Annotated in this window: 22 protein-coding genes and 2 tRNA genes; 12 read left to right on the top strand and 12 right to left on the bottom strand. The window is 56.6% G+C overall.

Translation table 11 applies throughout. The features are described 5' to 3' along the window. The first annotated feature begins 176 nt into the window (after nucleotides 1-176). On the top strand, nucleotides 177-1,325 hold the full coding sequence (cfa, locus tag IM294_RS00685) for a cyclopropane fatty acyl phospholipid synthase (protein ID WP_028012888.1): 1,149 nt from the start codon (nucleotides 177-179) through the stop codon (nucleotides 1,323-1,325). A gap of 31 nt (nucleotides 1,326-1,356) precedes the next feature. Here cfa and IM294_RS00680 read toward each other — a convergent pair whose 3' ends face one another. Further along, entirely contained in the window at nucleotides 1,357-1,998 is a 642-nt protein-coding gene (locus IM294_RS00680) for a riboflavin synthase (protein ID WP_069732384.1), read from the bottom strand. 225 nt (nucleotides 1,999-2,223) lie between these two features. Here IM294_RS00680 and mdtK point away from each other — a divergent pair, with 225 nt between their 5' ends. The 4 genes from mdtK to IM294_RS00660 all read left to right on the top strand — a co-directional run bounded on the left by mdtK (nucleotide 2,224) and on the right by IM294_RS00660 (nucleotide 5,622). Next, nucleotides 2,224-3,597: an MdtK family multidrug efflux MATE transporter gene (gene mdtK / locus IM294_RS00675; RefSeq protein ID WP_049138896.1), complete on the top strand. Its 1,374-nt coding sequence runs from the start codon at nucleotides 2,224-2,226 to the stop codon at nucleotides 3,595-3,597. A 153-nt stretch (nucleotides 3,598-3,750) separates the two neighbouring features. After that, a tRNA-Val gene (locus IM294_RS00670) sits at nucleotides 3,751-3,827 on the top strand. Nucleotides 3,828-3,831: 4 nt separating this feature from the next. Then, nucleotides 3,832-3,908: transfer RNA gene (locus IM294_RS00665), tRNA-Val, on the top strand. Between the two features lie 118 nt (nucleotides 3,909-4,026). After that, nucleotides 4,027-5,622 (top strand): FAD-NAD(P)-binding protein, encoded by a 1,596-nt coding sequence (locus IM294_RS00660; RefSeq protein ID WP_126817455.1) that lies wholly within the window; start codon nucleotides 4,027-4,029, stop codon nucleotides 5,620-5,622. Between the two features lie 28 nt (nucleotides 5,623-5,650). Here the strand turns inward: IM294_RS00660 and IM294_RS00655 are convergent, their stop codons facing one another. Together IM294_RS00655 and IM294_RS00650 are read right to left on the bottom strand one after the other, a co-directional pair. After that, nucleotides 5,651-6,286, bottom strand: coding sequence for a carbonic anhydrase (locus tag IM294_RS00655; RefSeq protein WP_028012884.1), 636 nt, complete (start codon nucleotides 6,284-6,286; stop codon nucleotides 5,651-5,653). A 72-nt stretch (nucleotides 6,287-6,358) separates the two neighbouring features. After that, the gene (locus IM294_RS00650) at nucleotides 6,359-7,141 is read right to left on the bottom strand and encodes an MBL fold metallo-hydrolase (RefSeq protein ID WP_048960371.1); all 783 of its coding nucleotides are present in this window, start codon (nucleotides 7,139-7,141) and stop codon (nucleotides 6,359-6,361) included. Nucleotides 7,142-7,266: 125 nt separating this feature from the next. On the opposite strand from IM294_RS00650, the gene IM294_RS00645 reads away from it, so the two are divergent. Then, nucleotides 7,267-7,407, top strand: a complete 141-nt coding sequence (locus tag IM294_RS00645) for a hypothetical protein (protein ID WP_003857665.1) — start codon at nucleotides 7,267-7,269, stop codon at nucleotides 7,405-7,407. A 36-nt stretch (nucleotides 7,408-7,443) separates the two neighbouring features. Here IM294_RS00645 and IM294_RS00640 read toward each other — a convergent pair whose 3' ends face one another. The 5 genes from IM294_RS00640 to IM294_RS00620 all read right to left on the bottom strand — a co-directional run bounded on the left by IM294_RS00640 (nucleotide 7,444) and on the right by IM294_RS00620 (nucleotide 11,738). After that, complete coding sequence (locus IM294_RS00640) at nucleotides 7,444-7,923, bottom strand: heme-binding protein (RefSeq protein WP_126817457.1); 480 nt, start codon at nucleotides 7,921-7,923, stop codon at nucleotides 7,444-7,446. Nucleotides 7,924-8,013: 90 nt separating this feature from the next. Next, the gene (locus IM294_RS00635) at nucleotides 8,014-8,625 is read right to left on the bottom strand and encodes a response regulator transcription factor (protein WP_047368399.1); all 612 of its coding nucleotides are present in this window, start codon (nucleotides 8,623-8,625) and stop codon (nucleotides 8,014-8,016) included. Then, complete coding sequence (locus tag IM294_RS00630; RefSeq protein ID WP_227015488.1) at nucleotides 8,618-9,928, bottom strand: sensor histidine kinase; 1,311 nt, start codon at nucleotides 9,926-9,928, stop codon at nucleotides 8,618-8,620. The genes IM294_RS00635 and IM294_RS00630 overlap by 8 nt, the downstream gene beginning before the upstream one ends. 91 nt (nucleotides 9,929-10,019) lie before the next feature. Then, nucleotides 10,020-11,426, bottom strand: a complete 1,407-nt coding sequence (locus IM294_RS00625; RefSeq protein WP_049138904.1) for a DUF1996 domain-containing protein — start codon at nucleotides 11,424-11,426, stop codon at nucleotides 10,020-10,022. 144 nt (nucleotides 11,427-11,570) lie between these two features. Continuing rightward, entirely contained in the window at nucleotides 11,571-11,738 is a 168-nt protein-coding gene (locus IM294_RS00620; protein ID WP_032644868.1) for a hypothetical protein, read from the bottom strand. A gap of 241 nt (nucleotides 11,739-11,979) precedes the next feature. Here IM294_RS00620 and IM294_RS00615 point away from each other — a divergent pair, with 241 nt between their 5' ends. The 4 genes from IM294_RS00615 to IM294_RS00600 are packed head-to-tail and all read left to right on the top strand — an operon-like array spanning nucleotide 11,980 to nucleotide 15,044. Continuing rightward, the gene (locus IM294_RS00615; RefSeq protein ID WP_071993779.1) at nucleotides 11,980-12,810 is read left to right on the top strand and encodes an ABC transporter substrate-binding protein; all 831 of its coding nucleotides are present in this window, start codon (nucleotides 11,980-11,982) and stop codon (nucleotides 12,808-12,810) included. Nucleotides 12,811-12,812: 2 nt separating this feature from the next. Continuing rightward, nucleotides 12,813-13,628, top strand: a complete 816-nt coding sequence (locus IM294_RS00610; protein WP_126817461.1) for an amino acid ABC transporter ATP-binding protein — start codon at nucleotides 12,813-12,815, stop codon at nucleotides 13,626-13,628. Further along, a complete protein-coding gene (locus IM294_RS00605; protein ID WP_069732390.1) occupies nucleotides 13,628-14,374 on the top strand; it encodes an amino acid ABC transporter permease in 747 nt (248 codons plus the stop codon). Before IM294_RS00610 ends, IM294_RS00605 begins: the two co-directional genes overlap by 1 nt. Then, nucleotides 14,358-15,044, top strand: a complete 687-nt coding sequence (locus IM294_RS00600; protein ID WP_126345694.1) for an amino acid ABC transporter permease — start codon at nucleotides 14,358-14,360, stop codon at nucleotides 15,042-15,044. Before IM294_RS00605 ends, IM294_RS00600 begins: the two co-directional genes overlap by 17 nt. Here IM294_RS00600 and fumD read toward each other — a convergent pair. The 4 genes from fumD to IM294_RS00580 all read right to left on the bottom strand — a co-directional run bounded on the left by fumD (nucleotide 15,025) and on the right by IM294_RS00580 (nucleotide 17,864). After that, entirely contained in the window at nucleotides 15,025-15,234 is a 210-nt protein-coding gene (fumD, locus tag IM294_RS00595; protein ID WP_028012876.1) for a fumarate hydratase FumD, read from the bottom strand. The two genes, IM294_RS00600 and fumD, sit on opposite strands and share 20 nt — an antisense overlap. A 110-nt stretch (nucleotides 15,235-15,344) precedes the next feature. Beyond that, nucleotides 15,345-16,157 carry a MetQ/NlpA family ABC transporter substrate-binding protein gene (locus IM294_RS00590; protein WP_028012875.1) on the bottom strand — a complete coding sequence of 271 codons (813 nt, stop codon included), beginning with the start codon at nucleotides 16,155-16,157 and terminating at the stop codon, nucleotides 15,345-15,347. A gap of 23 nt (nucleotides 16,158-16,180) precedes the next feature. Then, nucleotides 16,181-16,849 (bottom strand): methionine ABC transporter permease, encoded by a 669-nt coding sequence (locus IM294_RS00585; RefSeq protein ID WP_049138910.1) that lies wholly within the window; start codon nucleotides 16,847-16,849, stop codon nucleotides 16,181-16,183. Beyond that, nucleotides 16,842-17,864: a methionine ABC transporter ATP-binding protein gene (locus tag IM294_RS00580; RefSeq protein WP_126817463.1), complete on the bottom strand. Its 1,023-nt coding sequence runs from the start codon at nucleotides 17,862-17,864 to the stop codon at nucleotides 16,842-16,844. Before IM294_RS00580 ends, IM294_RS00585 begins: the two co-directional genes overlap by 8 nt. A 400-nt stretch (nucleotides 17,865-18,264) precedes the next feature. On the opposite strand from IM294_RS00580, the gene IM294_RS00575 reads away from it, so the two are divergent. Beyond that, nucleotides 18,265-19,635 (top strand): cystathionine beta-synthase, encoded by a 1,371-nt coding sequence (locus IM294_RS00575; RefSeq protein ID WP_126817465.1) that lies wholly within the window; start codon nucleotides 18,265-18,267, stop codon nucleotides 19,633-19,635. An 11-nt stretch (nucleotides 19,636-19,646) separates the two neighbouring features. Further along, nucleotides 19,647-20,792, top strand: a complete 1,146-nt coding sequence (locus tag IM294_RS00570) for a PLP-dependent aspartate aminotransferase family protein (RefSeq protein ID WP_126817467.1) — start codon at nucleotides 19,647-19,649, stop codon at nucleotides 20,790-20,792. Nucleotides 20,793-20,990: the final 198 nt, after the last annotated feature.

Here is a 20,990-nt window from a genome sequence, read left to right as displayed (position 1 = left end):
ACGGGAGCCGGAGTGCTCCCGTTTTACCATGGAAGGCATTTCGGCAAGGGTTATCTCCCTTCCTCTGTTCTACGTCGGATACTAGCCTCGCGGTATTTACCGTGAGATTTCTCACAAACCAAAAAAGCGTCTACGCTGTTTTAAGGTTCTGATCACAGTAGGGTGATGGAGAAGCTATGAGTTCATCGTGTATAGAAGAAGTCAGCGTTCCGGACGATAACTGGTCCCGGATCGTCAGTGAACTGTTAGGTCGGGCAGGCATCACTATCAACGGATCATCCCCATCGGATCCTCAGGTTAAACATCCCGATTTTTTTAAACGCGTGTTGCGCGAGGGGTCGCTAGGCCTGGGGGAAAGCTATATGGACGGCTGGTGGGAATGCGAACGGCTGGACACTTTTTTCGCCAGCGTGCTGCGTGCTGGTCTGGAAAAACAACTCCCCCGTAATCTTAAAGACACCCTGCGTGTCGCCTCTGCCCGTCTCTTTAACCTGCAAAGTAAAAAGCGTGCCTGGATCGTCGGCAAAGAGCATTACGATCTCGGCAACGATCTGTTCAGCCGCATGCTGGACCCCTTCATGCAATACTCCTGCGCCTACTGGAAAGAGGCGTCGACGCTTGAAGAGGCTCAGCAGGCCAAGCTGCGCCTGATTAGCGAGAAATTGCAGTTGCAGCCCGGTATGCGCGTGCTGGATATCGGCTGCGGCTGGGGCGGGCTGGCGTATTTTATGGCGAAGCACTACGGCGTCAGCGTGGTCGGCGTCACCATTTCCGCTGAACAGCAAAAAATGGCGCAGGAGCGGTGCCTGGGGCTTGATGTGGATATCCGCCTGCAGGATTACCGGGATCTGAACGAACAGTTTGACCGGGTCGTTTCCGTGGGCATGTTCGAGCACGTCGGGCCGAAAAATTACGACACCTATTTCGAGGTGGTGGACCGTAATCTGAAACCGGACGGTATTTTCCTGCTGCACACCATCGGCTCTAAGCGGACCGACAATAACGTTGACCCGTGGATCAACAAATACATCTTTCCGAATGGCTGTTTACCGTCCGTACGCCAGATTGCCAACGCCAGCGAATCCCATTTCGTGATGGAAGACTGGCATAACTTCGGCGCGGATTACGACACCACGTTAATGGCGTGGCATGCACGTTTTCAGGAAGCCTGGCCTGAAATTGCGGACAACTATTCTGAACGATTCAAGCGGATGTTTAGCTATTATCTGAATGCCTGCGCGGGGGCGTTTCGCGCGCGAGATATTCAGCTCTGGCAGGTTGTTTTTAGCCGTGGGATTGAACACGGCTTGCGGGTCGCACGCTAGAAAAATAACCCCGGCCAGCCGGGGTTATTTTTTATTCTTCTTCTACAGTTTTAATTATTGCGGCTTCTTTTGCGGCCAGCACGCGCTCAACGGTATCTACAACCGCCTGGGTTTGCGGATCGATTTCGATATTCACGCGATGCCCCAGTTTTTTCGAACCCAGCGTGGTGCGCTGCAGCGTCTCGGGAATTAAATGCACGCAAAAACGCGTCGGAGTAACTTCTCCCACCGTCAGACTAATCCCATCAATGCCAATAAACCCTTTATAGAGGATGTATTTCATTAATGACGGGTCCTGCACTTTAAACCAGATTTGACGGTTATTTTCTGATGTAACGATTTTCGCCACTTCGGCGGTGGTCATGATGTGCCCGGACATCAGATGGCCGCCAATCTCGTCGCTGAACTTCGCCGCGCGCTCAACGTTGACGGTGTCCCCCACCACCAGCTCGCCCAGGTTAGTAATACGCAGCGTCTCTTTCATTAAATCAAAGCTAATCTGGTTGCCATTAATTTCGGTGACGGTCAGGCAGCAGCCGTTATGGGCAACCGAGGCGCCGGTTTCGATGCCGTCGAGCATATATTCCGGCAGCTCTACAACATGAGTACGAAAATTAGGTTTTTCATCAATGGACACCACTTTGGCGGTGCCCTGCACAATACCAGTAAACATGCTTACAACTCCTGTTTTTTCCGGACGGTGGTGACACCGTTTAATCCCACCACAATAACAGTTGGAAAAACAGGTTGCCAGCGGAGCGCATTTTCTGGCGATTTTTTCACTAGATAAATAGCTAAAGCCCGCTACAATAGCTGGCACCCCCCTGCATTTTCTTCTTACTGCCCGTTTCGGCGGCTTTTTTAGTCTCTCATATAACTACAAAATAAAGGTGTTCACGTGCAGAAGTACATGAATGAAGCGCGCCAGCTATTGGCACTGGCTATACCAGTGATCGTCGCGCAGGTGGCCCAGACCGCAATGGGATTTGTGGATACGGTAATGGCGGGTGGCTACAGCGCCACCGATATGGCGGCCGTTGCCATCGGCACGTCAATCTGGCTGCCGGCCATCCTGTTCGGCCACGGTCTGCTGCTCGCCCTCACCCCGGTTATCGCTCAGCTTAATGGCTCGGGTCGTCGCGAGCGTATTGCCCATCAGGTCCGCCAGGGTTTCTGGCTGGCAGGGTTTGTCTCTGTGCTGATTATGGTCGTGCTCTGGAACGCGGGTCATATCATCCGCGCCATGCATAACATTGACCCGGCGCTGGCAGACAAAGCCGTGGGCTATCTGCGCGCCCTGCTCTGGGGTGCGCCCGGCTACCTCTTTTTCCAGGTCGCCCGTAACCAGTGTGAAGGGCTGGCGAAAACCAAGCCAGGCATGGTGATGGGCTTTATCGGCCTGCTGGTGAATATTCCGGTGAACTACATCTTTATCTACGGCCATTTCGGCATGCCGGAGCTGGGCGGCGTCGGCTGTGGCGTGGCGACGGCTGCGGTTTACTGGGTAATGTTCTTCAGTATGATCGCTTATGTGAAACGCGCCCGCTCAATGCGCGATATTCGTAACGAGAACAGATTCAGCACGCCGGACTGGAGCATCATGACGCGCCTGGTGCAGCTAGGCTTGCCGATTGCGCTGGCCCTGTTCTTTGAGGTGACGCTCTTTGCCGTGGTTGCCCTGCTGGTCTCCCCGCTGGGGATTGTTAACGTGGCCGGACACCAGATTGCGCTCAACTTCAGCTCCCTGATGTTCGTCCTGCCGATGTCGCTGGCGGCGGCGGTGACGATTCGTGTCGGCTTCCGCCTGGGACAGGGCTCCACCCTGGATGCGCAAACGGCCGCGCGCACCGGGCTCGGCGTCGGTGTTTGCATGGCCATCTGTACGGCGCTGTTTACGGTGGCGCTGCGCGAGCAGATCGCCCTGCTCTATAACGACAACCCGGACGTGGTGGCGCTGGCTTCGCACCTGATGCTGTTGGCTGCGGTGTATCAGATTTCTGATTCCATCCAGGTGATTGGCAGTGGCGTATTGCGCGGATATAAAGACACGCGTTCGATCTTCTTTATTACCTTTATCGCCTACTGGGTGCTGGGTCTGCCTACTGGCTACGTGTTGGCGCTGACCGATCTGGTCGTTGATCGCATGGGGCCAGCCGGATTCTGGATGGGCTTTATCATCGGACTGACGTCGGCGGCGATCATGATGATGATGCGCATGCGCTTCCTGCAGCGCCAGCCGTCAACGGTAATTTTGCAGCGCGCTGCGCGTTAACTACGCAGTAGCCGCCAGCTGGCGGCTACTTTCTCTTCACTTTGCGCGGTAATGAAGCAATCGCGTGAAATCAGAGAGAAAAATGCGTTTTCCCTCTTGCCTCCTTGATGCTGTGCCGCTAATATTCGTCCCCGTTGTCACCGACAACACGTTGCGTTCATAGCTCAGTTGGTTAGAGCACCACCTTGACATGGTGGGGGTCGTTGGTTCGAGTCCAATTGAACGCACCATTCTGCGTCCGTAGCTCAGTTGGTTAGAGCACCACCTTGACATGGTGGGGGTCGGTGGTTCGAGTCCACTCGGACGCACCATTTCAGTCCTGAAATGGTGCAAATTCTCTCCTTTTACCCTGAATTTTCTTAATCGCTTATTTTCATCATTATTCTCCTGCTACGCTTTTCTTATGGAATAAATACAGGAAGCGCGTCAATGAAGAATATCGCGATTATCGGCTCCGGCCCTACAGGGATTTACACCTTTTATCATCTGCTTAATAACAGCACCCCGCTCTCCGTATCCGTCTTCGAACAGGCAAATGAAGCCGGCGTGGGCATGCCCTATAACGACGACAATAATTCCCGGCTGATGCTGGCGAACATTGCGAGCATAGAAATTCCGCCCATTTTTATGACCTACCTCGACTGGCTCAAGGAACAGAGCGACACCCATCTGGCGCGCTTTAAGGTTGATAAAGCCAGCCTGCATGACCGGCAGTTCCTGCCCAGACTCCTGTTGGGAGAGTATTTTCGCGACAGCTTGCGTTCAATCGTGAAAGAGGCAAAAAAGCTGGGGTTCCAGGTTACGGTCCATGAATCCGCGAAGGTAACGGACATCATCCCCTCGACAACTGGCGTAACGCTTTCCGTCAACGACACCACTTTGCCCGATCGGTTTGACCTGGCGGTTATCGCCACCGGCCACGTCTGGCCAGATGAGGAGGAAGCTACGCGCACGTTCTTCCCCAGCCCGTGGTCGGGGTTGATGGACGCCAGCATTCCCCCTTGCCGCGTGGGCATTATGGGAACGTCGTTGAGCGGTCTGGACGCGGCTATGGCGGTGGTAATGCAGCACGGTGAGTTTCGTGAGGGTAAATTCCTCCTCGACAAGGGCAGTGAAGGTTTAAACATTACGCTGATGTCCCGCACGGGCATTCTGCCGGAAGCCGATTTTTACTGTCCAATCCCTTACGAACCGCTGTCGGTATTGACCGAATTCGTGGTTGAACACGAGATAGCCAAAGGATCGGACGGCCTGCTTGACCGCATATTTTCCCTGATGGTGAAAGAGCTCGAGCTCGCCGACCCGGCGTGGTGCGAGAAAATTTCTCTGCGTAACCAGGATGCCGACAGCCTTCGTGAGGCTTGGTTTGAGGACCGTAAACGGCACGGGCCCTTTACCTGGGCGGAGGAGAACCTCAGCGAGGTTGAACGCAACAAACGCGAACGGCGCACCGTGGCCTGGCGCTATACCGTCCTTCGACTGCATGAGGTGGTTCAGGAGATTGTGCCCCACCTCAGCGAAGAGGACAGAGAGCGCTTTAAGCAGGGCCTCGCCCGCGTGTTTATCGACAACTATGCCGCCATTCCGCCGCAGTCTATCCGCAGGCTGCTTGCGCTTCGCGAGGCCGGCATCATTAGCGTGGCGGCGCTCGGCGATGATTACACGCTCGACGCTGGCAGCGATCGGACGGTAATTACCACCAAAGAGAGCGTTTATCGTTTCGACGTGTTTATTGACGCGCGCGGACAAAAGCCGCTCAAAACAAAGGATTTGCCTTTCCCGACGCTGCGTAAACAGCTGGCAGAGACGGGCGACGAGATACCCGACGTTGGCGAGGATTACACGCTTAAAGCGCCTGAAACGGTTCGCGGGCGCATTGCTTTCGGTGCGATACCGTGGCTGATGCACGATAGTCCCTTCGTTCAGGGGCTGGCGGAGTGTGCGGAGATTGCAGAGGCGATGGCGAAGGCGGCTGAAAAACCTGCCTCGGGGAGACGGCGTCGGTTACCGTACGTGGAGAACTGACAGGGCTTCCATGCCCTGCTATCGGTGATTACTCGAAGAAGACCTCCGGGTTTTCCGACAGCGATACGAACGTTTTGGTGTTCTTATCCAGGGCAAGGATTTTGCCGCTTTCAATGTCATACACCCAACCGTGCAGACGAAGCGAGTTATTACGCAGGCCCACCGCGACGGACGGATGGGTCTTGATGTTGCTCAGCTGCGCAAACACGTTCTCCTGCACCATCGCATTCACTTTATCGATAGGCTTGTCCCAGCTTTTCTTCTCTACCACGGCTTTCGCCGCGTCGGAATAGCGCAGCCAGTGCGATACGGCTGGCATTGGCTCCAGGTTGGCGTTATCGGCAATCGCCTTCATCGCGCCGCAGTTGGAGTGGCCGCAGATCACGATATCCGTCACGCCCAGCGCCACCACCGCGTACTCGATAGTTGCAGATACGCCGCCCGGCTCCGGCCCGAAAGGCGGGACAATGTTGCCAGCATTACGAATGACAAAAAGCTGTCCCGGCTCTTGCTGGGTGACCAGTTCAGGAACCAGACGGCTGTCGGAGCAGGAGATGAACAGCGCTTTGGGATTCTGGCTGGACGCTAAACTGCGAAAGAGCTCTTTACGTTGCGGGAAAATCTCTTTTTGAAAGCTGAGAAAACCTTCAATGATATGTTGCATAGCAATTTCTCTTTTATCTGTTTTCGTTTAGGTATGATCGCGATCACACTCGTAAAGTTTACCCACCGTACTTTACCTGAGACAAGCAATATATTTCTGGCCCGACCGCTGCACGATGTCGTCGGCGTTCGCCGGGATGTTTTGCCCTTCGAATGCGCCGTAAAGACGAGCGAACGATTTTCCCGCCAGGCGCCGGGTAATGTCCTCAACCGTACGGGCAGGCAGCGGGAGCATATTCGGGTAGCTCCACATAAAAGACACCGCATCTTTCCCCGGGGTGACCTGCAAAATATCCCCCGCCAGCAAAACGCCCTCGCCCTCCTGCCAGTGCAGTACCGTTCCGCCCGCAAAATGGCCGCCGAGACGTAGCAACGTGACGGACGGCCAAATCTCCAGCGCCTCCCCCTCCCAGAAATGAATCGCCGGGCTGTTGCGCATCACCCATTCGCGGTCGCTGGCGTGCAGGTAGACCGGCGCATCGAAAGCCGCGGCCCACTCCTGCATCGTGGTGTAATAGTGCGGATGCGAAATCGCAATGGCGTGAAGGCCACCGAGCGCGGTGATGAGCGTTTGGGTTGCCGGGTCAAGGTTGGCAATGCAGTCCCAAAGAATATTGCCGTGCGGGGTGCGCAGAAGCAGCGCCCTCTGGTTAATCGCAAAAGCGGGAACCGTTTTGATACTGAACAGCGCGGGCTCCAACTGCTGCCATTTATTCACGTGCGTGGCCGTCACCGTCGCGTAATCAATCCACGCCTGACCGCTGACCGGGACATACTGGCGTTCATCCTCGCAAATCGGACATCTCTCCGGCTTTCCATCATAGGAGGTACCGCAGGTTTTACAGAGTGTAATCATGAGCGCTCCTCGGTGATAAAGCACTGAGTATGGCAGGGATTATCCTTATGTGCTGCGAGGTACATTGCCGACGTTTTTTACCCTATACTGTGCCAGTATCAAAAACCGAACAGAGCAGGTGCAACATGGAAATTGATCTCGATAACTTAGTTTTTAACGGTCTGGATGAAGCGGAAGAGCGTAACGCGGAACGTCTGGACGACGCGGATAAAAAAGCGCAGGCGATTGTTGCCGACGACGACTGCGGTGATGCCTGCAAGATTTGATAAAAAAAGCACCGGTAAACCGGTGCTTTTTTTATATTACTTTTTCAGCCCGTCAATGGCCGCCTGAGCGCAGGCTTCATCAAGATGACCGCCCGGCGCGCCGCCGATGCCGATCGCCCCAATCACCTCATCGCCTTCTTTTACCGGCAGACCACCTGCCAGCAGCAAGTAGCCAGGAATATCACGCATGTTCTGTGCGCCCGCATTGCTCTGCGCCGCTTCCATCACTTTGCCTGACGCATTCTTTGCGCTGAGCGCCGTAAACGCTTTCATTTCGCTGGCTTTAACCGTGTGAGGACCGGCGTTATCCATACGCTGCACCGCTTTTACCACGCCCGCACGGTCAACCACCGTGACCGCGACCTGGTAATTTTTCGTTGCACAGGACTGAATGGCGGATGTTGCCAGTGCGTTAGCCTGCGTCAGAGAGAGATTTTTTTGGGTCAACGTCTCGGCCTGTGCGGCCAGACTTACGCTACCTGCGACCAGTGCCGCAACCATCATGACTTTTTTCATCGCACTTCCTCGCGTGTTGTTAGACATCCCGGAGGTTACTTAACGGCGCGATGAAACGTAATTCGGTTGATTACGCACTCCACCTGGTAGTTATACGGATTGCAATTTGTCGTACGCCCGGCTCGCCTGTACCAGACTGGTGACGCCGAGCTTGGCAAACGCCGCCGCACGGTGCGCTTCCACGGTTCTCGGGGAAAGATTCAGGCGTGCTGCCACCTCTTTATTACTGCACCCTTCCATCAGTACGGTCAGTACCTCGTGCTCCCGCGCGGTTAGCTGTTCAAAGCGTGCTTTGATCTGCGAAATATCCTGCCAGGCGGCAGACCGCCGCTGGCTCTCCTCAAAGGCCAGCCCAACCGTTTCGATGAGCTTATCGGCGTCTAACGGCTTGGTGAAAAACTCAAATACGCCGTTGCGAAACGCGCGACGGCAGGCGTCGATCGTTCCGTGTCCGGTCATGACAACGACCGGCAGCAGCGGCCACGGCCATTCGCCCTCTTCCAGCCACGCCAGCCCGCCTTTACCCGGCATGCGCATATCCAGCAGCAGACAGCCGACAAGCGCCGATTCACCGCTCTGCGCCTGAGTAAAAGCCTCGACGCTCGCAAACGTCTTAACCTGCCAGCCCATCCCCGACAGTAAAAACGACAGGGATTCTCTGATGGACTCGTCGTCATCAATGAGCCAGACCACCTTATCCATGTTTTAACTCCTTTCCTGCTGCCAGCTGCAAGCGGATCTGCGCCCCACCCTGCGGGGCATTGCCCAGGGCGATCGAGCCGTTCATGCGCGTCATCAGCGTTTCCGTTAACGTCATTCCCAGCCCAATTCCGCCGGGGCGTCCGCTAAAGAATGGCATAAATGCGTTCTGCAGGGCATCCGGGCTAAACCCGGGCCCGCCGTCGGTCAGGGTAACCAGAATGCCCTTCTCATTTTTCTGACTGTCGATTCGCACCCAGCCGTCCGCGCTCTCCTGCTGCGCCTGAATCGCATTACTGAGCAGATTATGCAGGATCTGCTCCAGCCAGAGTCGGTCCGCCATCACGGTCGTAGCATCCACAGCAAACGCATGGATAACCGCGATACGCCGGGATTTACGCTCGTGCTCCAGTAAATTCTCCACCTGCTGCCAGCACTGCACCAGATCGGTTTCGCGCAGGGTCACCTTTTCCTGTACCACATGCTCGCGAAATCGGGTCAGCAAGGCGCTTATACGCTGCGTTTGCAGCAGCGCGGCCGCGAGCGCCTGCGACACGGCCTGCGGATTATCCTGCTGCTGTCGCTGCGCCCCCTGGATCCAGGTTTGCACGGCGGTCAGCGGCTGGTTGATTTCATGGACAATGCCCGCGGTGATCTCTCCCAGCGTGTTAAGCCTGGCGTGCTGATAATAGAGCGCACGCTGTTCGGCCTGCTGGCGCTGTTTGCGCTGCCAGAGCACGGTTCCTGCGCCCGCAATCACTATCCCCCACGTCAGAAACAGCAGCGGATACGCCAGCCAGGAGACCCTGAACCAGTCCGGATCTGCCGCGGCAGTGAGAATAAAGGGCTGAGTATGCTGCGGGAAGGTGCGCTGCCAGTGCCAGAAAGCGCCCGTTGACCGCGGCCAATCGTCATTCGAGAGATTCAGATGCAGCTCAGCAAAGCTATGGCTCGGCGCAAGCAGCGCGCTTAAGTCGATCAGGATGCGGATCTGCCGCCACGGGTTGTATAGCCAGTACTGAACGCCGCGAAAAGGCTCCACGCGGGCGGCGTCCAGCGCGCGACCGGTGGTTTTTTCCAGAGCCTTAATGTGGGGGAATTTTTTGCGTAACGCGGTGAGGTCTTCATCGCCGGTCAGAAGCGGAAGTACCGACTCGTTTTGCGTCAGCACGGCGCCGATCCCCGAATACAGCGCCGTAAACTCGCGGTCGCGCTCCCAGAACTGGCGGCGTATCTGTTCCGCATACAGCAGCACGCCGCTTATCAGGCAGACCACCACCCACGCAGCGATGCTGCGCTTTATCATCTTTTTTATGCTCATCGCGTTAACTGGCCCGTCATTCAGGCTGTCGACATTACCAGTTAACGTTGATGAGAACAAAAAAACGCGGGCGTAATCAGATCTCCGGCGTTTTGCTAAAGCCGGTCAGCATCAGGATCAGGCTTTGCGGGGAAGACGCCGTCTCAAACTGGTAGTGATTTCCCTGACGATCGCCGCCGATGTACCACGAAATCTCGGTTTTCCCTTCTGCCAGCGCCTTGCGCACCGCTTTATCCACGTCCACCATCCGGTATTCGCGGGAGTGGTTAAGGTAAAGCACCGCATCCGAGCGGTAGTTACAGGCTGGCCGCGACTGCCAGCTCACGCTGGCCGGATCCCAGTCGTTGCTTGCCGGATAGAAGAAAATTTGATCCGCGCCGTTGGTTTCCACTTTCCCGCCATAAATCCGCACGCGGTATTTAAACTGCGAAGGATCCTGTCCGGCAGGCAGCGGGGGAATGTGAAACTTCACCAGCGACAGCGTTTCGCTGTTTTTGGTGCGCCCGCCGTTCTGCCAGTTATCCTGCACCAGCAGGACCTGGGGCTCTGGCTGGGTAAGCGCGGGCTCCAGGCTGCTGAGCCAGACGCTGGCCTTCGCTTTTGAATAACCATACGGAACGGTGGTGCCGCAGTCCAGACCGCGGTTCATGCACAGGTCGGTCATAAAGCGCGCGGCATCTTCCGTCCAGCCGTTCATAAAATCAGCATGCGCCGTATACAGGCTCCCCCACCGCTCTTCACGCTCGTTGCCGTGCATGATGGGGTCGAGGGAAAGCTGCGCTTTGCTGGTATCGAGCGAGCTAATCGTCGGGAGCACGTACGCAATGTTCATGTTCACGGTGGGAATTTTCACCGGGAAGTCGGACGGGCACTGCCCTTTGGTGTCGTAGGTGGCGTTGGCCAGACCGTGAGCGGGCTTAAGATTTACCCCGTCCCAGCAGTTCGGAAACTGAATGCCGATATTAAACTGCACGGCATCGTTCGCCTTGCGTAAGCCGCAGACCTCACCCGTTTTGGTGGTGTAGCCCTTGCCGTTAGCGCACAGGAAGGTGATATGTGGATTCGGCGCGGTACCGTGATGATCGCCCGCCAGCAGCGACAGCCCCGCCGGGAACGGGTGCAGCGGCCAGGCGTCCACGTTCGATGCCTGATAATAGGTTTTTTGATAGGCGGGTTTGACCACCGTTCCGTCAGGCAATTTCAGAGAGGGTGCCCAGTAGGCCGAGCTGTCTGCTTTGTTATCGCAGGTGGTCTTTTCATCTTTACGCAGCGATTCACGGCTGGAGAAGGCATCCGTTTGCACGTTGCCAAAAAAATCGTGCAGCATGGCCTCGTTGGGCATGCCGTGCATCATAATGGCATCGTCGCCGAGCGTGTGGGAGTAACCGCAGACGACGTGCGCCTGTGGCGCAGCGTGCGCCGCCTGCATGGCAATCAGTAGTGCGGTGGCAGAAAGTGCCGGGGTTAATACTGTCCGTTTCATTATCATCTCCTTCTGAGAAAGGAGATATTGGTATCAAAACGGCCAGGGTTTACCGAGGATTTGCCCGCCTATTTTTCCGTTCATCCCTGCTTTACACGGATCACGCACAGCTCATTCCAGTACGTTTCGCGCGTGCGGCGAAGTTCAGCGTGACGTTTTATCATGGAACCACTCCGGGTCGATGTTAGCGACGTCCACGCCATACAGGCTGGCAACAGGCAGTATTGACTCCAGAACACGCTGCGCGCTGTTCTCCGCATTCGCTGGCCGGGTCGCAAAAAACCGCCGTAGCGTGCCGATCCATTTTTTCATTGCCTTTACCCCTCTCGCTTCACCAGCCCTGAGTTAAGCACGCGTTTCCTGGCCGCGGAAATATCAATTCCGGCAGTCAATGTGCAGGAAGTGCAAATAGCTCCTTACATTTACCTGCCGGTAACACACTGTTCACTAATGCTTTTTTGTATAGAGCAAAGAACATTTTCTTATTTGGCGATAGCTTTTGCTTATGGGAGCGTAACGGTGCAAAACAAAAACAACGGGACGAACGATGACTATGGCAGCAAAGATGAAAAGGTTTAAAAAAGGGACGGCAGTTCTGGGATTACTGGCCGCCGGGAGCCTGTTTTCAGCGCAGGCGCTGGCCGATCGGCTGGAGGATATTAAGGCCGCGGGGGTGGTGAAAGTCGCCACGTTTGACGCCAACCCACCGTTTGGCTCAATTGATGCAAAAACGCACGAGATCGTGGGTTACGACGTGGACTTTGCCAAAGCACTGGCAAAATCACTCGGCGTGAAGCTTGAACTGGTTGCCACCAATCCGGCCAACCGAATTCCGCTGCTTCAGTCCGGTAAAGCAGATCTGATCGTAGCGGATATCACCATCACCCCGGAACGCGCGCAGGTGATTGACTTCTCCACCCCCTATTTCGTGACCGGACAACAGTTCCTGGTTCCCGCCAAATCGCCCGATAAGCTGGATGAATACAGCCGGGCGCGCATTGGCGCGGTCAAAGGCACCACGGGTGAACAGGCGCTCCACCAGCGTTTCCCCCAGTCCCGCGTACTGGCTTATGACGACATTCCTCTGGCGCTGACGGCGCTGCGCAACGGCAACGTACAGGCCATTACCCAGGACAGCACAATTCTTGCAGGCCTGCTGGCACAGGCCCCGGATAAAGCGAACTTTAAAATCCTGCCCGATCTGCTCAGTAAAGAAGAAATTGGCGTCGGGGTGAAGAAAGGTGAAACGGCGCTGCTGAAAGCCGTCAACGATGAGCTGGTTAATCTCGAGAAGAACGGTCAGGCGGCAAAGATCTATGACGTCTGGTTTGGCCCAAACACGCCCGCTCCACAGCCTCGCGCCTTTAAAATAGAAGCCAGGTAATTATGCTCTCAGGTTTATTTTCCCACTCCGCGGCCGGTGCCGCGGATTTTTCACATCTGGAACAGGCCAGCGTTGAGTTTCGTCACGTGGACAAACGCTACGGCGACCATCAGGTTTTACGCGACATTAACCTCACCATTACGCCCGGTGAAGTGGTTGCTATTCTCGGCCCTTCCGGTTCGGGTAAATCAACGCTGATCCGTCTTATCAATCAGCTTGAAACCCTGAGCGGCGGGGAAATTCTGGTCGACAGCAAGCCGACCGGGCAGCTTTCCGGCAGCAGGCTGCGTCAGCTGCGCAGCCGCGTTGGATTTGTGTTTCAGCAGTTCAATCTGTATGCCCACCTCACCGCCAGCCAGAACATCACCCTGGCGCTGGAGCATGTGCACGGCTGGAAGCCAAAGCCAGCTCAGGAGCGCGCGCTGGCGCTGCTGGAGAAGGTCGGAATGCAGGAAAAGGCTCACCACTTCCCCGCGGAGCTTTCCGGCGGCCAGCAGCAGCGCGTGGCGATTGCCCGCGCCCTGGCCTCGTCGCCGCAGATCATCCTCTTCGACGAGCCGACGTCGGCGCTCGATCCGGAGATGATTGGCGAAGTGTTATTCGTCATGAAAGCCCTTGCCCATAGCGGGATCACCATGATTGTCGTGACTCATGAGATGCAGTTCGCCCGGGAAATTGCCGACCGGATTGTCTTTATCGACGGCGGGCAGATTCTTGAAACCGCGCCGCCGGGGCAATTTTTCAGTCAACCGTCGCATCCCCGGGCGCAGCGTTTCCTGCAAAAAGTGCTGAACCCACTGCACCAGGAGCACCTCTGATGCCCGCCCTCGACTGGCAGGGCGTGCTGGCCGGACAGCCTCTGCAGTGGATACTCTCCGGATTTCTCACCACCCTGTGGGTGACGCTGGCGGGGGGCCTGATCGCCAGCCTGCTTGCACCGACCTTTTTGCTCCTGCGTCTTTCCGGTGGACGCATCGGGAATGCGGTCGTCAGCGGCTGGGTATCGCTGTTTCGCAATACGCCGCTGTTGGTGCAGCTGCTGTTCTGGTATTTCGCCGCCTGGAACGGATTACCGCAGGGCTTTCGAGACGCGGTGAATGCGGATCACAGCTGGTCAATTCTGCCCGGCGACGTCTGGTGGTTTACCCCTGAGTTTTTATGTTCTGCCTGGGGGTTGGGCGTTTTTACCTCGGCGTTTCTAATTGAGGAAGCGGCATCGGGACTGCGTTCTGTTCCTGCCGGACAGCAGGAAGCGGCGCTGGCGCAAGGGTTCTCGTCGTGGCGTTTATTTCGCTACATCCTTCTGCCGCAGGGGCTCGCCAACGCCTGGCAGCCCGTTGTCGGCCAGTACCTCAACTTGATGAAGCTCTCCTCGCTCGCCAGCGGGATTGGCTTCGCTGAGCTAACCTATCAGGTCCGGCAGATTGAAAGTTACAACGCCCACGCCATGGAGGCGTTTATCGTCGGTACGGTGCTCTATTTGCTTACCGGCATTGTCATGGGGATGGTGCTGGTGCGCGTCGGTCCGCATTCAGGGAGGAAAAAAGATGGTTGCAGGATTTAACGTTATTGTCGAAAACCTGGATTATCTGCTGTGGGGACGAACGGCAGCGGGTGAACCCGGCGGCGTACTGCTTTCGCTGCTGATGGCCGCAGGGGCCGCCCTGCTTGCGCTTCCCGGCGGCGTGGCGCTGGCGTGCCTCGCCTGGCGCTATCCTGGGCTGGTGCGCAGGGGGCTTTTTCTGTGGGCAGAGCTGATTCGCGGTATTCCCCTGATTTTTGTGATTTTCTGGATGTGGTACCTGTTGCCGCTGATCACCGGCGGGGATCTGCCGGGGGCGCTGACCGTGACGCTGGCGCTGGCCTGGTTTACGGCGGCATCGGTGATGCATTCGGTTTTTGCCGGGCTCAGGGCGCTCCCTGCGGGTCAACACGAAGCCGCGCTGTCTCAGGGGTTCAGCACGCAGCAAACCCTGTGGCGCGTGCTGCTGCCGCAGACGCTGAGAAATATTTTGCCGTCGCTGGTGGGAATTTTTATCAGCCTGCTGAAGGATACGTCGCTGGCATTCATCGTCAACGTCCCGGAGCTAACCACGGTGGCGGGACAGGTCAACAACCGGGTGCAAATCTACCCGGCGGCCATCTTTATCTTTACGGGTGCGGTCTATTACCTGCTCTGCTGCTCGCTTGAACAGGTCGCGAAACGCTGGCGCGTTAGCCGGCCAGCGCCTTAACCACCGTTTCCATCGCTTCGGTTGTCAGTGCGCTGCGCTTGATGCGCTGGTTCGCCAGCGCCGTGCGCAGCACGCCCGCAATGACAATATGCTTCGGCTCCTGCCCTAAATCACGCATCTCCAGCACCACCTTTCCGACCACCCGGCACATCTCCTGGTACAGCGCTTCATCTTTGGTCACGTTTCCCATCGTCATCACTCCATTGCCTGTTAAACGTTGAGCTTAAATGATTCTCCCGCCGGATACAAAAAAGAAGCCCGGCGAGGATCTCGCCGGGCTTCATCTGGAAAATCAAATAATTAGTTGTTTACTGGAATGACCGCGCCTTTGTATTTGGTGCGGATCCAGTCCTGAATCTCTTTGGAGTGCAGCACGTTCACCAGCGCGACGATGTCTTTCTTTTTCTCGTCGCCGCGATGCACGGTAATGATGTTGGCGTACGGGTTGTTTTCACCGCTCTCTACCGCAATCGGGTCGTGAACCGGATCCAGACCGGCGTCTATCGCATAGTTGGCGTTAATCACCACCGCGTCGCCTTCGTCGTTGTTGTACATCTGCGGCAGCAGGGACGCTTCCACGTTCGGCGTGAACTTCAGTTTTTTCGGGTTCTCAACGATATCGCTGATGCGCGCCGTCACTTTGTCGATGCCCGGCTTCAGCTTGATCACGCCCTCTTTTTCGAAGATGGAGAGAATACGGCCTTCCTCGGAAACCGCATCACGCATGATGATCTTGCCGCCTTCCGGCAGGTCCTTCAGGGATTTGTATTTTTTTGAGTAGATGCCGATTGGCTCAATGTGGATCGCGCCCGCACTGACAAAATCGTAGTCTTTATCGCCCGCATGATCTTTCAGCACGCTGTTCAGGTAAGGAATGTGCTGGAAATAGTTCGCGTCGATGTCATGACCCGCCAGCGCAGTGTTCGGCAGAATGTAGTCCTGGAACGGTTTAATCTCCAGGTCGATACCCTGCTTCGCCAGAATCGGCTTGGCCTGCTCCAGAATTTCGGCGTGCGGCGTGTTGGATGCCCCCACGGTCAGGGTGTCGGCCCAGGAGGCGAAGCTCAGGGCGCTCAGGGTTGCGGCGGCGATCAGTGTCAGTGTCTTTTTCATGATGTGGTTCCTGTGTGTATTTATTAGCGTTTATCTAACAGTGAAGTAATGACATCGCCGCAGAACTGGATAATGAAAACGATGATTAAAATGGTCACCGTTGCCACCAGCGTGACGTCACCATGGTTGCGCTGGAATCCTTCCAGATAAGCCAGATTTCCCAAACCACCGGCGCCAATCACCCCCGCCATGGCGCTGTAGCTCACCAGCGCAATCAGCGTCACCGTAATACCTGATACCAGTGCAGGTGATGATTCCGGCAGTAAAACCCGAAATACGAGCGTGCTCAGTCGTGCGCCCATCGAGCGCGTTGCTTCAATGACCCCTTTGTCCACTTCGCGCAGGGCGATCTCCACCAGACGCGCATAGAACGGCGCGGCACCGACAATCAGGGCCGGCAGCGCCGCGTTAGCGCCAAGGATGGTGCCGACGACGGTCTTGGTGAACGGGATCAGCAGAACGATGAGAATGATGAACGGAATAGAGCGGAACACGTTCACCACTATCGAAATGACGCTGTAGACCGTGCGGTTGTGGAACAAGCCACCGCGCGCGGTTAAAAAAAGCGCCAGCCCCAGCACGATGCCCAGCACAAAGGTCGCCACGCCGGACAGCGCGGTCATGTACAGCGTCTCCAGCGTTGCAGCCCAGAGCTGATCCCACTTGAGATGCGGAAAGAGATTCTCAAACATGTTTAATTACCTCGCCTTCAATATCGCTGTGCTGCAGGTCGGCGAGGATATTGTTCAGTTGTTCATCGGATGCCGCCACGTGGACCCAGAGCTGCCCGAAAACACCGTGGGCGGTCTGCGTCATTTTTCCGTGCAGGATGTTAAACGGCAGGCCGTAGCGCAGGGTGAGTTCCCCGACAATCGGCTTATGCATGCTGTGTCCGGTAAAGGTCAGCCTGATCACCGTGCCTTCCAGATCGTTTGCGAGTTCAGTATTGAAGGTCTCTTCCTCGGCGTACTGGCTCACCTGGCGGACAAACTGCTGCGTAATCGGCTGCTGTGGATGGGTAAAGACGCTCAGCACGTCGCCCTCTTCCACCACTTTGCCGTTCTCCATCACCGCCACGCGGTCGCAGATTTTGCGCACCACGTGCATCTCGTGCGTGATCAGCACGATGGTGAGTTTGAAGCGGCGGTTAATGTCCAGCAGCAGATCGAGGATCTGATCGGTGGTCTGCGGGTCGAGCGCGGACGTAGCCTCATCGCAGAGCAGCACGTCGGGGTTGTTGGCCAGCGCGCGCGCAATCCCCACGCGCTGCTTTTGCCCGCCGCTCAGCTGCGACGGATACGCATTTTCGCGTCCCTTCAGGCCAACCAGCTCCACCAGTTCGGCGACGCGCGCCTTAATCTTCGCTTTTGGCACACCGGCAATTTGCATAGAGAAAGCAATGTTCTCACTCACCGTGCGCGACCACAGCAGGTTGAAGTGCTGAAACACCATGCTGATCTTCAGACGCGCCTGGCGCAGTGCTTCACCTTTTGCGGCGGAGATATCCTGCCCGTTAATGGTGACGCTCCCGGTGCTGGGTTTCTCCAGACCGTTCAGCAGGCGAATCAGCGTGCTTTTCCCGGCGCCGCTGTAACCGATAATGCCGTAAATCTGTCCCTGCTCTATCGTCAAATTGACGTTATCAACGGCTGTGAGTGCGACCTTTCCGTTGTCAAAAATCTTCGAAATATTGCTCAGTACAATCATTCTTATTCATTATCCGTGCCGCCCTCGGCGGTTTAGCAGTATGGATGTCCAAACGATAGTAAACAGGCGTTATCAGCTTTTAAATGAACAAAAAAGAATGTGTTATAACTTTCGGAAATAAACAGCGGATTTACCGGGTGGGAAGCATTTAGACCAATTTCAGCAATGATTATCTGCCGGATGCATATCTGCTGGCGGACGCGCGCAAAAAACGGTCATTTTTGCAGCATTTTATCCCGATATAGCCATCCCCACATCCAGACAACTTTACGTCTTGCTGTCCTGACATCCAAAAACGGTATTTATATTCCTTTCTGTTCTAAACGGCAGTGAATGGTTCTTTATTGAGAAAATTTCACCGCCCTATCATCCCGTCATGACATACCGAAAGGAAAACATCATGACGATTTACCACTCTGTCACCGAACTGATTGGCCGCACGCCGCTGATCCAGCTGCATAAGCTTGATACCGGTCCCTGCTCGCTGTTTCTGAAGTTGGAGAACCAGAACCCCGGCGGCTCGATTAAAGACCGCGTTGCGCTGTCGATGATTAACGAAGCGGAACGTACCGGCCAGCTGCAGCCGGGCGGCACGATTATTGAGGCCACGGCGGGCAATACCGGCCTTGGCCTGGCGCTGATCGCCGCCCAGAAAGGCTACTCGCTGATCCTCGTAGTGCCTGACAAAATGAGCCGCGAGAAGATTTTCCACCTGCGCGCGCTGGGTGCTCAGGTGGTGCTGACCCGCTCGGACGTGAATAAGGGCCACCCCGCCTATTACCAGGATTACGCCCGGCGTCTGGCCAACGAGCTGCCCGGCGCGTTTTACATCGACCAGTTTAATAACGTGGCCAACCCGCTGGCGCACCGCACCACCACGGCACCGGAACTCTATGAACAGCTTGACGGCAAGATTGACGCCATCGTCGTCGGCGTCGGCTCAGGCGGCACGCTGGGCGGCCTGCAGGCGTGGTTCGCCGAGCACTCTCCGCACACGGAGTTTGTCCTTGCTGACCCGGCCGGATCCGTTCTCGCTGACCAGGTGGAAACCGGACGCTACCACGACGCGGGCTCCTGGCTGGTCGAAGGCATTGGCGAAGACTTTATTCCGCCGCTGGCCCACATTGAAGGGGTGAATCGCGCCTGGCGCATCACCGACCGCGAAGCCTTCGCCACCGCGCGCGAGCTGCTGAAGACGGAAGGCATTCTGGCGGGCTCCTCCAGCGGCACGCTGCTGGCGGCGGCGCTGAAGTATTGCCAGGCGCAGACCACGCCGAAGCGCGTGGTGACCTTTGCCTGTGACAGCGGCAATAAGTATCTCTCGAAGATGTTTAACGACGACTGGATGCGCCAGCAGGGGCTTATCACGCGCCCTCAGGCGGGCGACCTCTCTGACTACATTGCCCTGCGCCATGATGAAGGCGCTACCGTCACCGCCGCGCCGGACGATACGCTTTCCACCGTACTGGCACGCATGCGCCTGTATGACATCTCTCAGTTGCCGGTCCTGGAGAACGGCAAGGTGGTGGGCATTATCGACGAGTGGGATCTCCTGCGGCATATCGGCGGCGACTGCGACCGCTTTGCCCTGCCGGTCACGGCGGCCATGACCCGTCAGGTGGAATTTCTCGATAAACGTGCCCCGGAGAGTGCCCTGCACGCCATCTTCGACCGCGGTCTGGTGGCCGTGATTAACGACAATGACCATTTTCTCGGCCTGATTACGCGCAGCGACGTCCTGACCGCGTGGCGCAATCGTCTACAGCAATAAAGGATTAAACGATGAAAAACCTGGCAACCCTGAGCGTCCACAGCGGCGCATTCAACGACCCGCACGGCGCCGTCATGCCGCCGATTTACGCCACGTCGACGTTTGCGCAACCGTCACCGGGCGAGCATACCGGCTATGAGTATTCCCGCAGCGGCAACCCAACGCGCCATGCGCTGGAAACCGCCATCGCCGAACTGGAAGGCGGCACGCGCGGCTACGCCTTTGCTTCCGGTCTGGCGGCCATCTCCACGGTGCTCGAACTGCTGGATAAAGACAGCCATATCGTCGCCATTGATGACGTTTACGGCGGGACGTACCGCCTGATTGAAAACGTGCGCAAACGCAGTATGGGCCTGCAGGTCAGCTGGGTTAAGCCGGACGACTTAGCCGGGCTTGAGGCCGCCATTTGCCCGGAGACCCGCATGGTGTGGGTGGAAACGCCGACCAACCCGCTGCTGAAGCTGGCGGATCTGGCGGCCATTGCGGCGATCGCCCGTCGTCATAACGTCATCAGCGTGGCGGATAACACTTTCGCATCGCCGGTGATCCACCGTCCGCTGGCGTCCGGTTTCGATATCGTGGTGCACTCCGCCACCAAATACCTTAACGGGCACTCTGACGTGGTGGCCGGGCTGGCAGTGGTGGGAGATAATCCGGCGCTGGCGGACAAGCTGGGCTATCTGCAAAACGCGGTGGGCGGCGTCCTGGATCCGTTCAGCAGCTTCCTGACGCTGCGCGGTATCCGCACGCTTGCGCTGAGGGTCGAAAAGCACAGCAGCAACGCGCTGGCGATTGCGCAATGGCTCGATCAGCATCCTCTGGTCGAAAAAGTGTTCTATCCCGGCCTGGAATCGCATCCGCAGTACCAGCTAGCCCGCGCCCAGATGGCGCTCCCCGGTGGCATGATTTCCGTCGTGGTGAAAGGTGACGCGCAGCGTGCCAGCGAGGTGATTCGCAACCTGAAGTTGTTCACCCTCGCGGAAAGCCTGGGCGGCGTGGAGAGCCTTGTGAGCCAGCCTTACAGCATGACGCACGCCTCGATTCCGCTGGAGCAACGGCTGGCAAACGGCATTGTGCCGCAGCTGATCCGCCTCTCGGTAGGCATTGAAGATCCAAAAGACCTGATTGCCGACCTCAGCCAGGCGCTGCAAAAATAAGCAAACGGCGGCAGGTCGCTCACCTGCCGCCAAAAGTTGTCATCATGGCTTAACGCCTTGATAACAATATTATGTGAAACGGCATTGATTAATTCTGAAACACCGTTTCCATTTTCCTTTTATCTTAAAATTAGCGTATAATGCGCGCCAAATCCCTGGTGAATGGTTTCAGCGCTTGGAATACAAAAAACAACGTAC

The sequence above is a fragment of the Enterobacter cloacae complex sp. P43RS genome, from assembly GCF_014930585.1.
GTDB lineage: Bacteria > Pseudomonadota > Gammaproteobacteria > Enterobacterales > Enterobacteriaceae > Enterobacter > Enterobacter bugandensis.
The sequence above is the reverse complement of the archived record's forward strand: the minus strand, read 5'-3'. Positions and strand labels throughout refer to the sequence as shown.

Coding starts and splice junctions, on each gene's coding strand:
- IM294_RS00585 (WP_049138910.1), bottom strand. CDS start 16,849: ATGTTTGAGAATCTCTTTCCGCATCTCAAGTGGGATCAGCTCTGGGCT.
- IM294_RS00590 (WP_028012875.1), bottom strand. CDS start 16,157: ATGAAAAAGACACTGACACTGATCGCCGCCGCAACCCTGAGCGCCCTG.
- IM294_RS00610 (WP_126817461.1), top strand. CDS start 12,813: ATGCTCTCAGGTTTATTTTCCCACTCCGCGGCCGGTGCCGCGGATTTT.
- cfa (WP_028012888.1), top strand. CDS start 177: ATGAGTTCATCGTGTATAGAAGAAGTCAGCGTTCCGGACGATAACTGG.
- IM294_RS00575 (WP_126817465.1), top strand. CDS start 18,265: ATGACGATTTACCACTCTGTCACCGAACTGATTGGCCGCACGCCGCTG.
- IM294_RS00660 (WP_126817455.1), top strand. CDS start 4,027: ATGAAGAATATCGCGATTATCGGCTCCGGCCCTACAGGGATTTACACC.
- IM294_RS00615 (WP_071993779.1), top strand. CDS start 11,980: ATGGCAGCAAAGATGAAAAGGTTTAAAAAAGGGACGGCAGTTCTGGGA.
- IM294_RS00650 (WP_048960371.1), bottom strand. CDS start 7,141: ATGATTACACTCTGTAAAACCTGCGGTACCTCCTATGATGGAAAGCCG.
- IM294_RS00635 (WP_047368399.1), bottom strand. CDS start 8,625: ATGGATAAGGTGGTCTGGCTCATTGATGACGACGAGTCCATCAGAGAA.
- IM294_RS00640 (WP_126817457.1), bottom strand. CDS start 7,923: ATGAAAAAAGTCATGATGGTTGCGGCACTGGTCGCAGGTAGCGTAAGT.
- IM294_RS00680 (WP_069732384.1), bottom strand. CDS start 1,998: ATGTTTACTGGTATTGTGCAGGGCACCGCCAAAGTGGTGTCCATTGAT.
- IM294_RS00600 (WP_126345694.1), top strand. CDS start 14,358: ATGGTTGCAGGATTTAACGTTATTGTCGAAAACCTGGATTATCTGCTG.
- IM294_RS00655 (WP_028012884.1), bottom strand. CDS start 6,286: ATGCAACATATCATTGAAGGTTTTCTCAGCTTTCAAAAAGAGATTTTC.
- IM294_RS00580 (WP_126817463.1), bottom strand. CDS start 17,864: ATGATTGTACTGAGCAATATTTCGAAGATTTTTGACAACGGAAAGGTC.
- IM294_RS00605 (WP_069732390.1), top strand. CDS start 13,628: ATGCCCGCCCTCGACTGGCAGGGCGTGCTGGCCGGACAGCCTCTGCAG.
- IM294_RS00620 (WP_032644868.1), bottom strand. CDS start 11,738: ATGAAAAAATGGATCGGCACGCTACGGCGGTTTTTTGCGACCCGGCCA.
- IM294_RS00625 (WP_049138904.1), bottom strand. CDS start 11,426: ATGAAACGGACAGTATTAACCCCGGCACTTTCTGCCACCGCACTACTG.
- IM294_RS00645 (WP_003857665.1), top strand. CDS start 7,267: ATGGAAATTGATCTCGATAACTTAGTTTTTAACGGTCTGGATGAAGCG.
- fumD (WP_028012876.1), bottom strand. CDS start 15,234: ATGGGAAACGTGACCAAAGATGAAGCGCTGTACCAGGAGATGTGCCGG.
- IM294_RS00570 (WP_126817467.1), top strand. CDS start 19,647: ATGAAAAACCTGGCAACCCTGAGCGTCCACAGCGGCGCATTCAACGAC.
- IM294_RS00630 (WP_227015488.1), bottom strand. CDS start 9,928: ATGATAAAGCGCAGCATCGCTGCGTGGGTGGTGGTCTGCCTGATAAGC.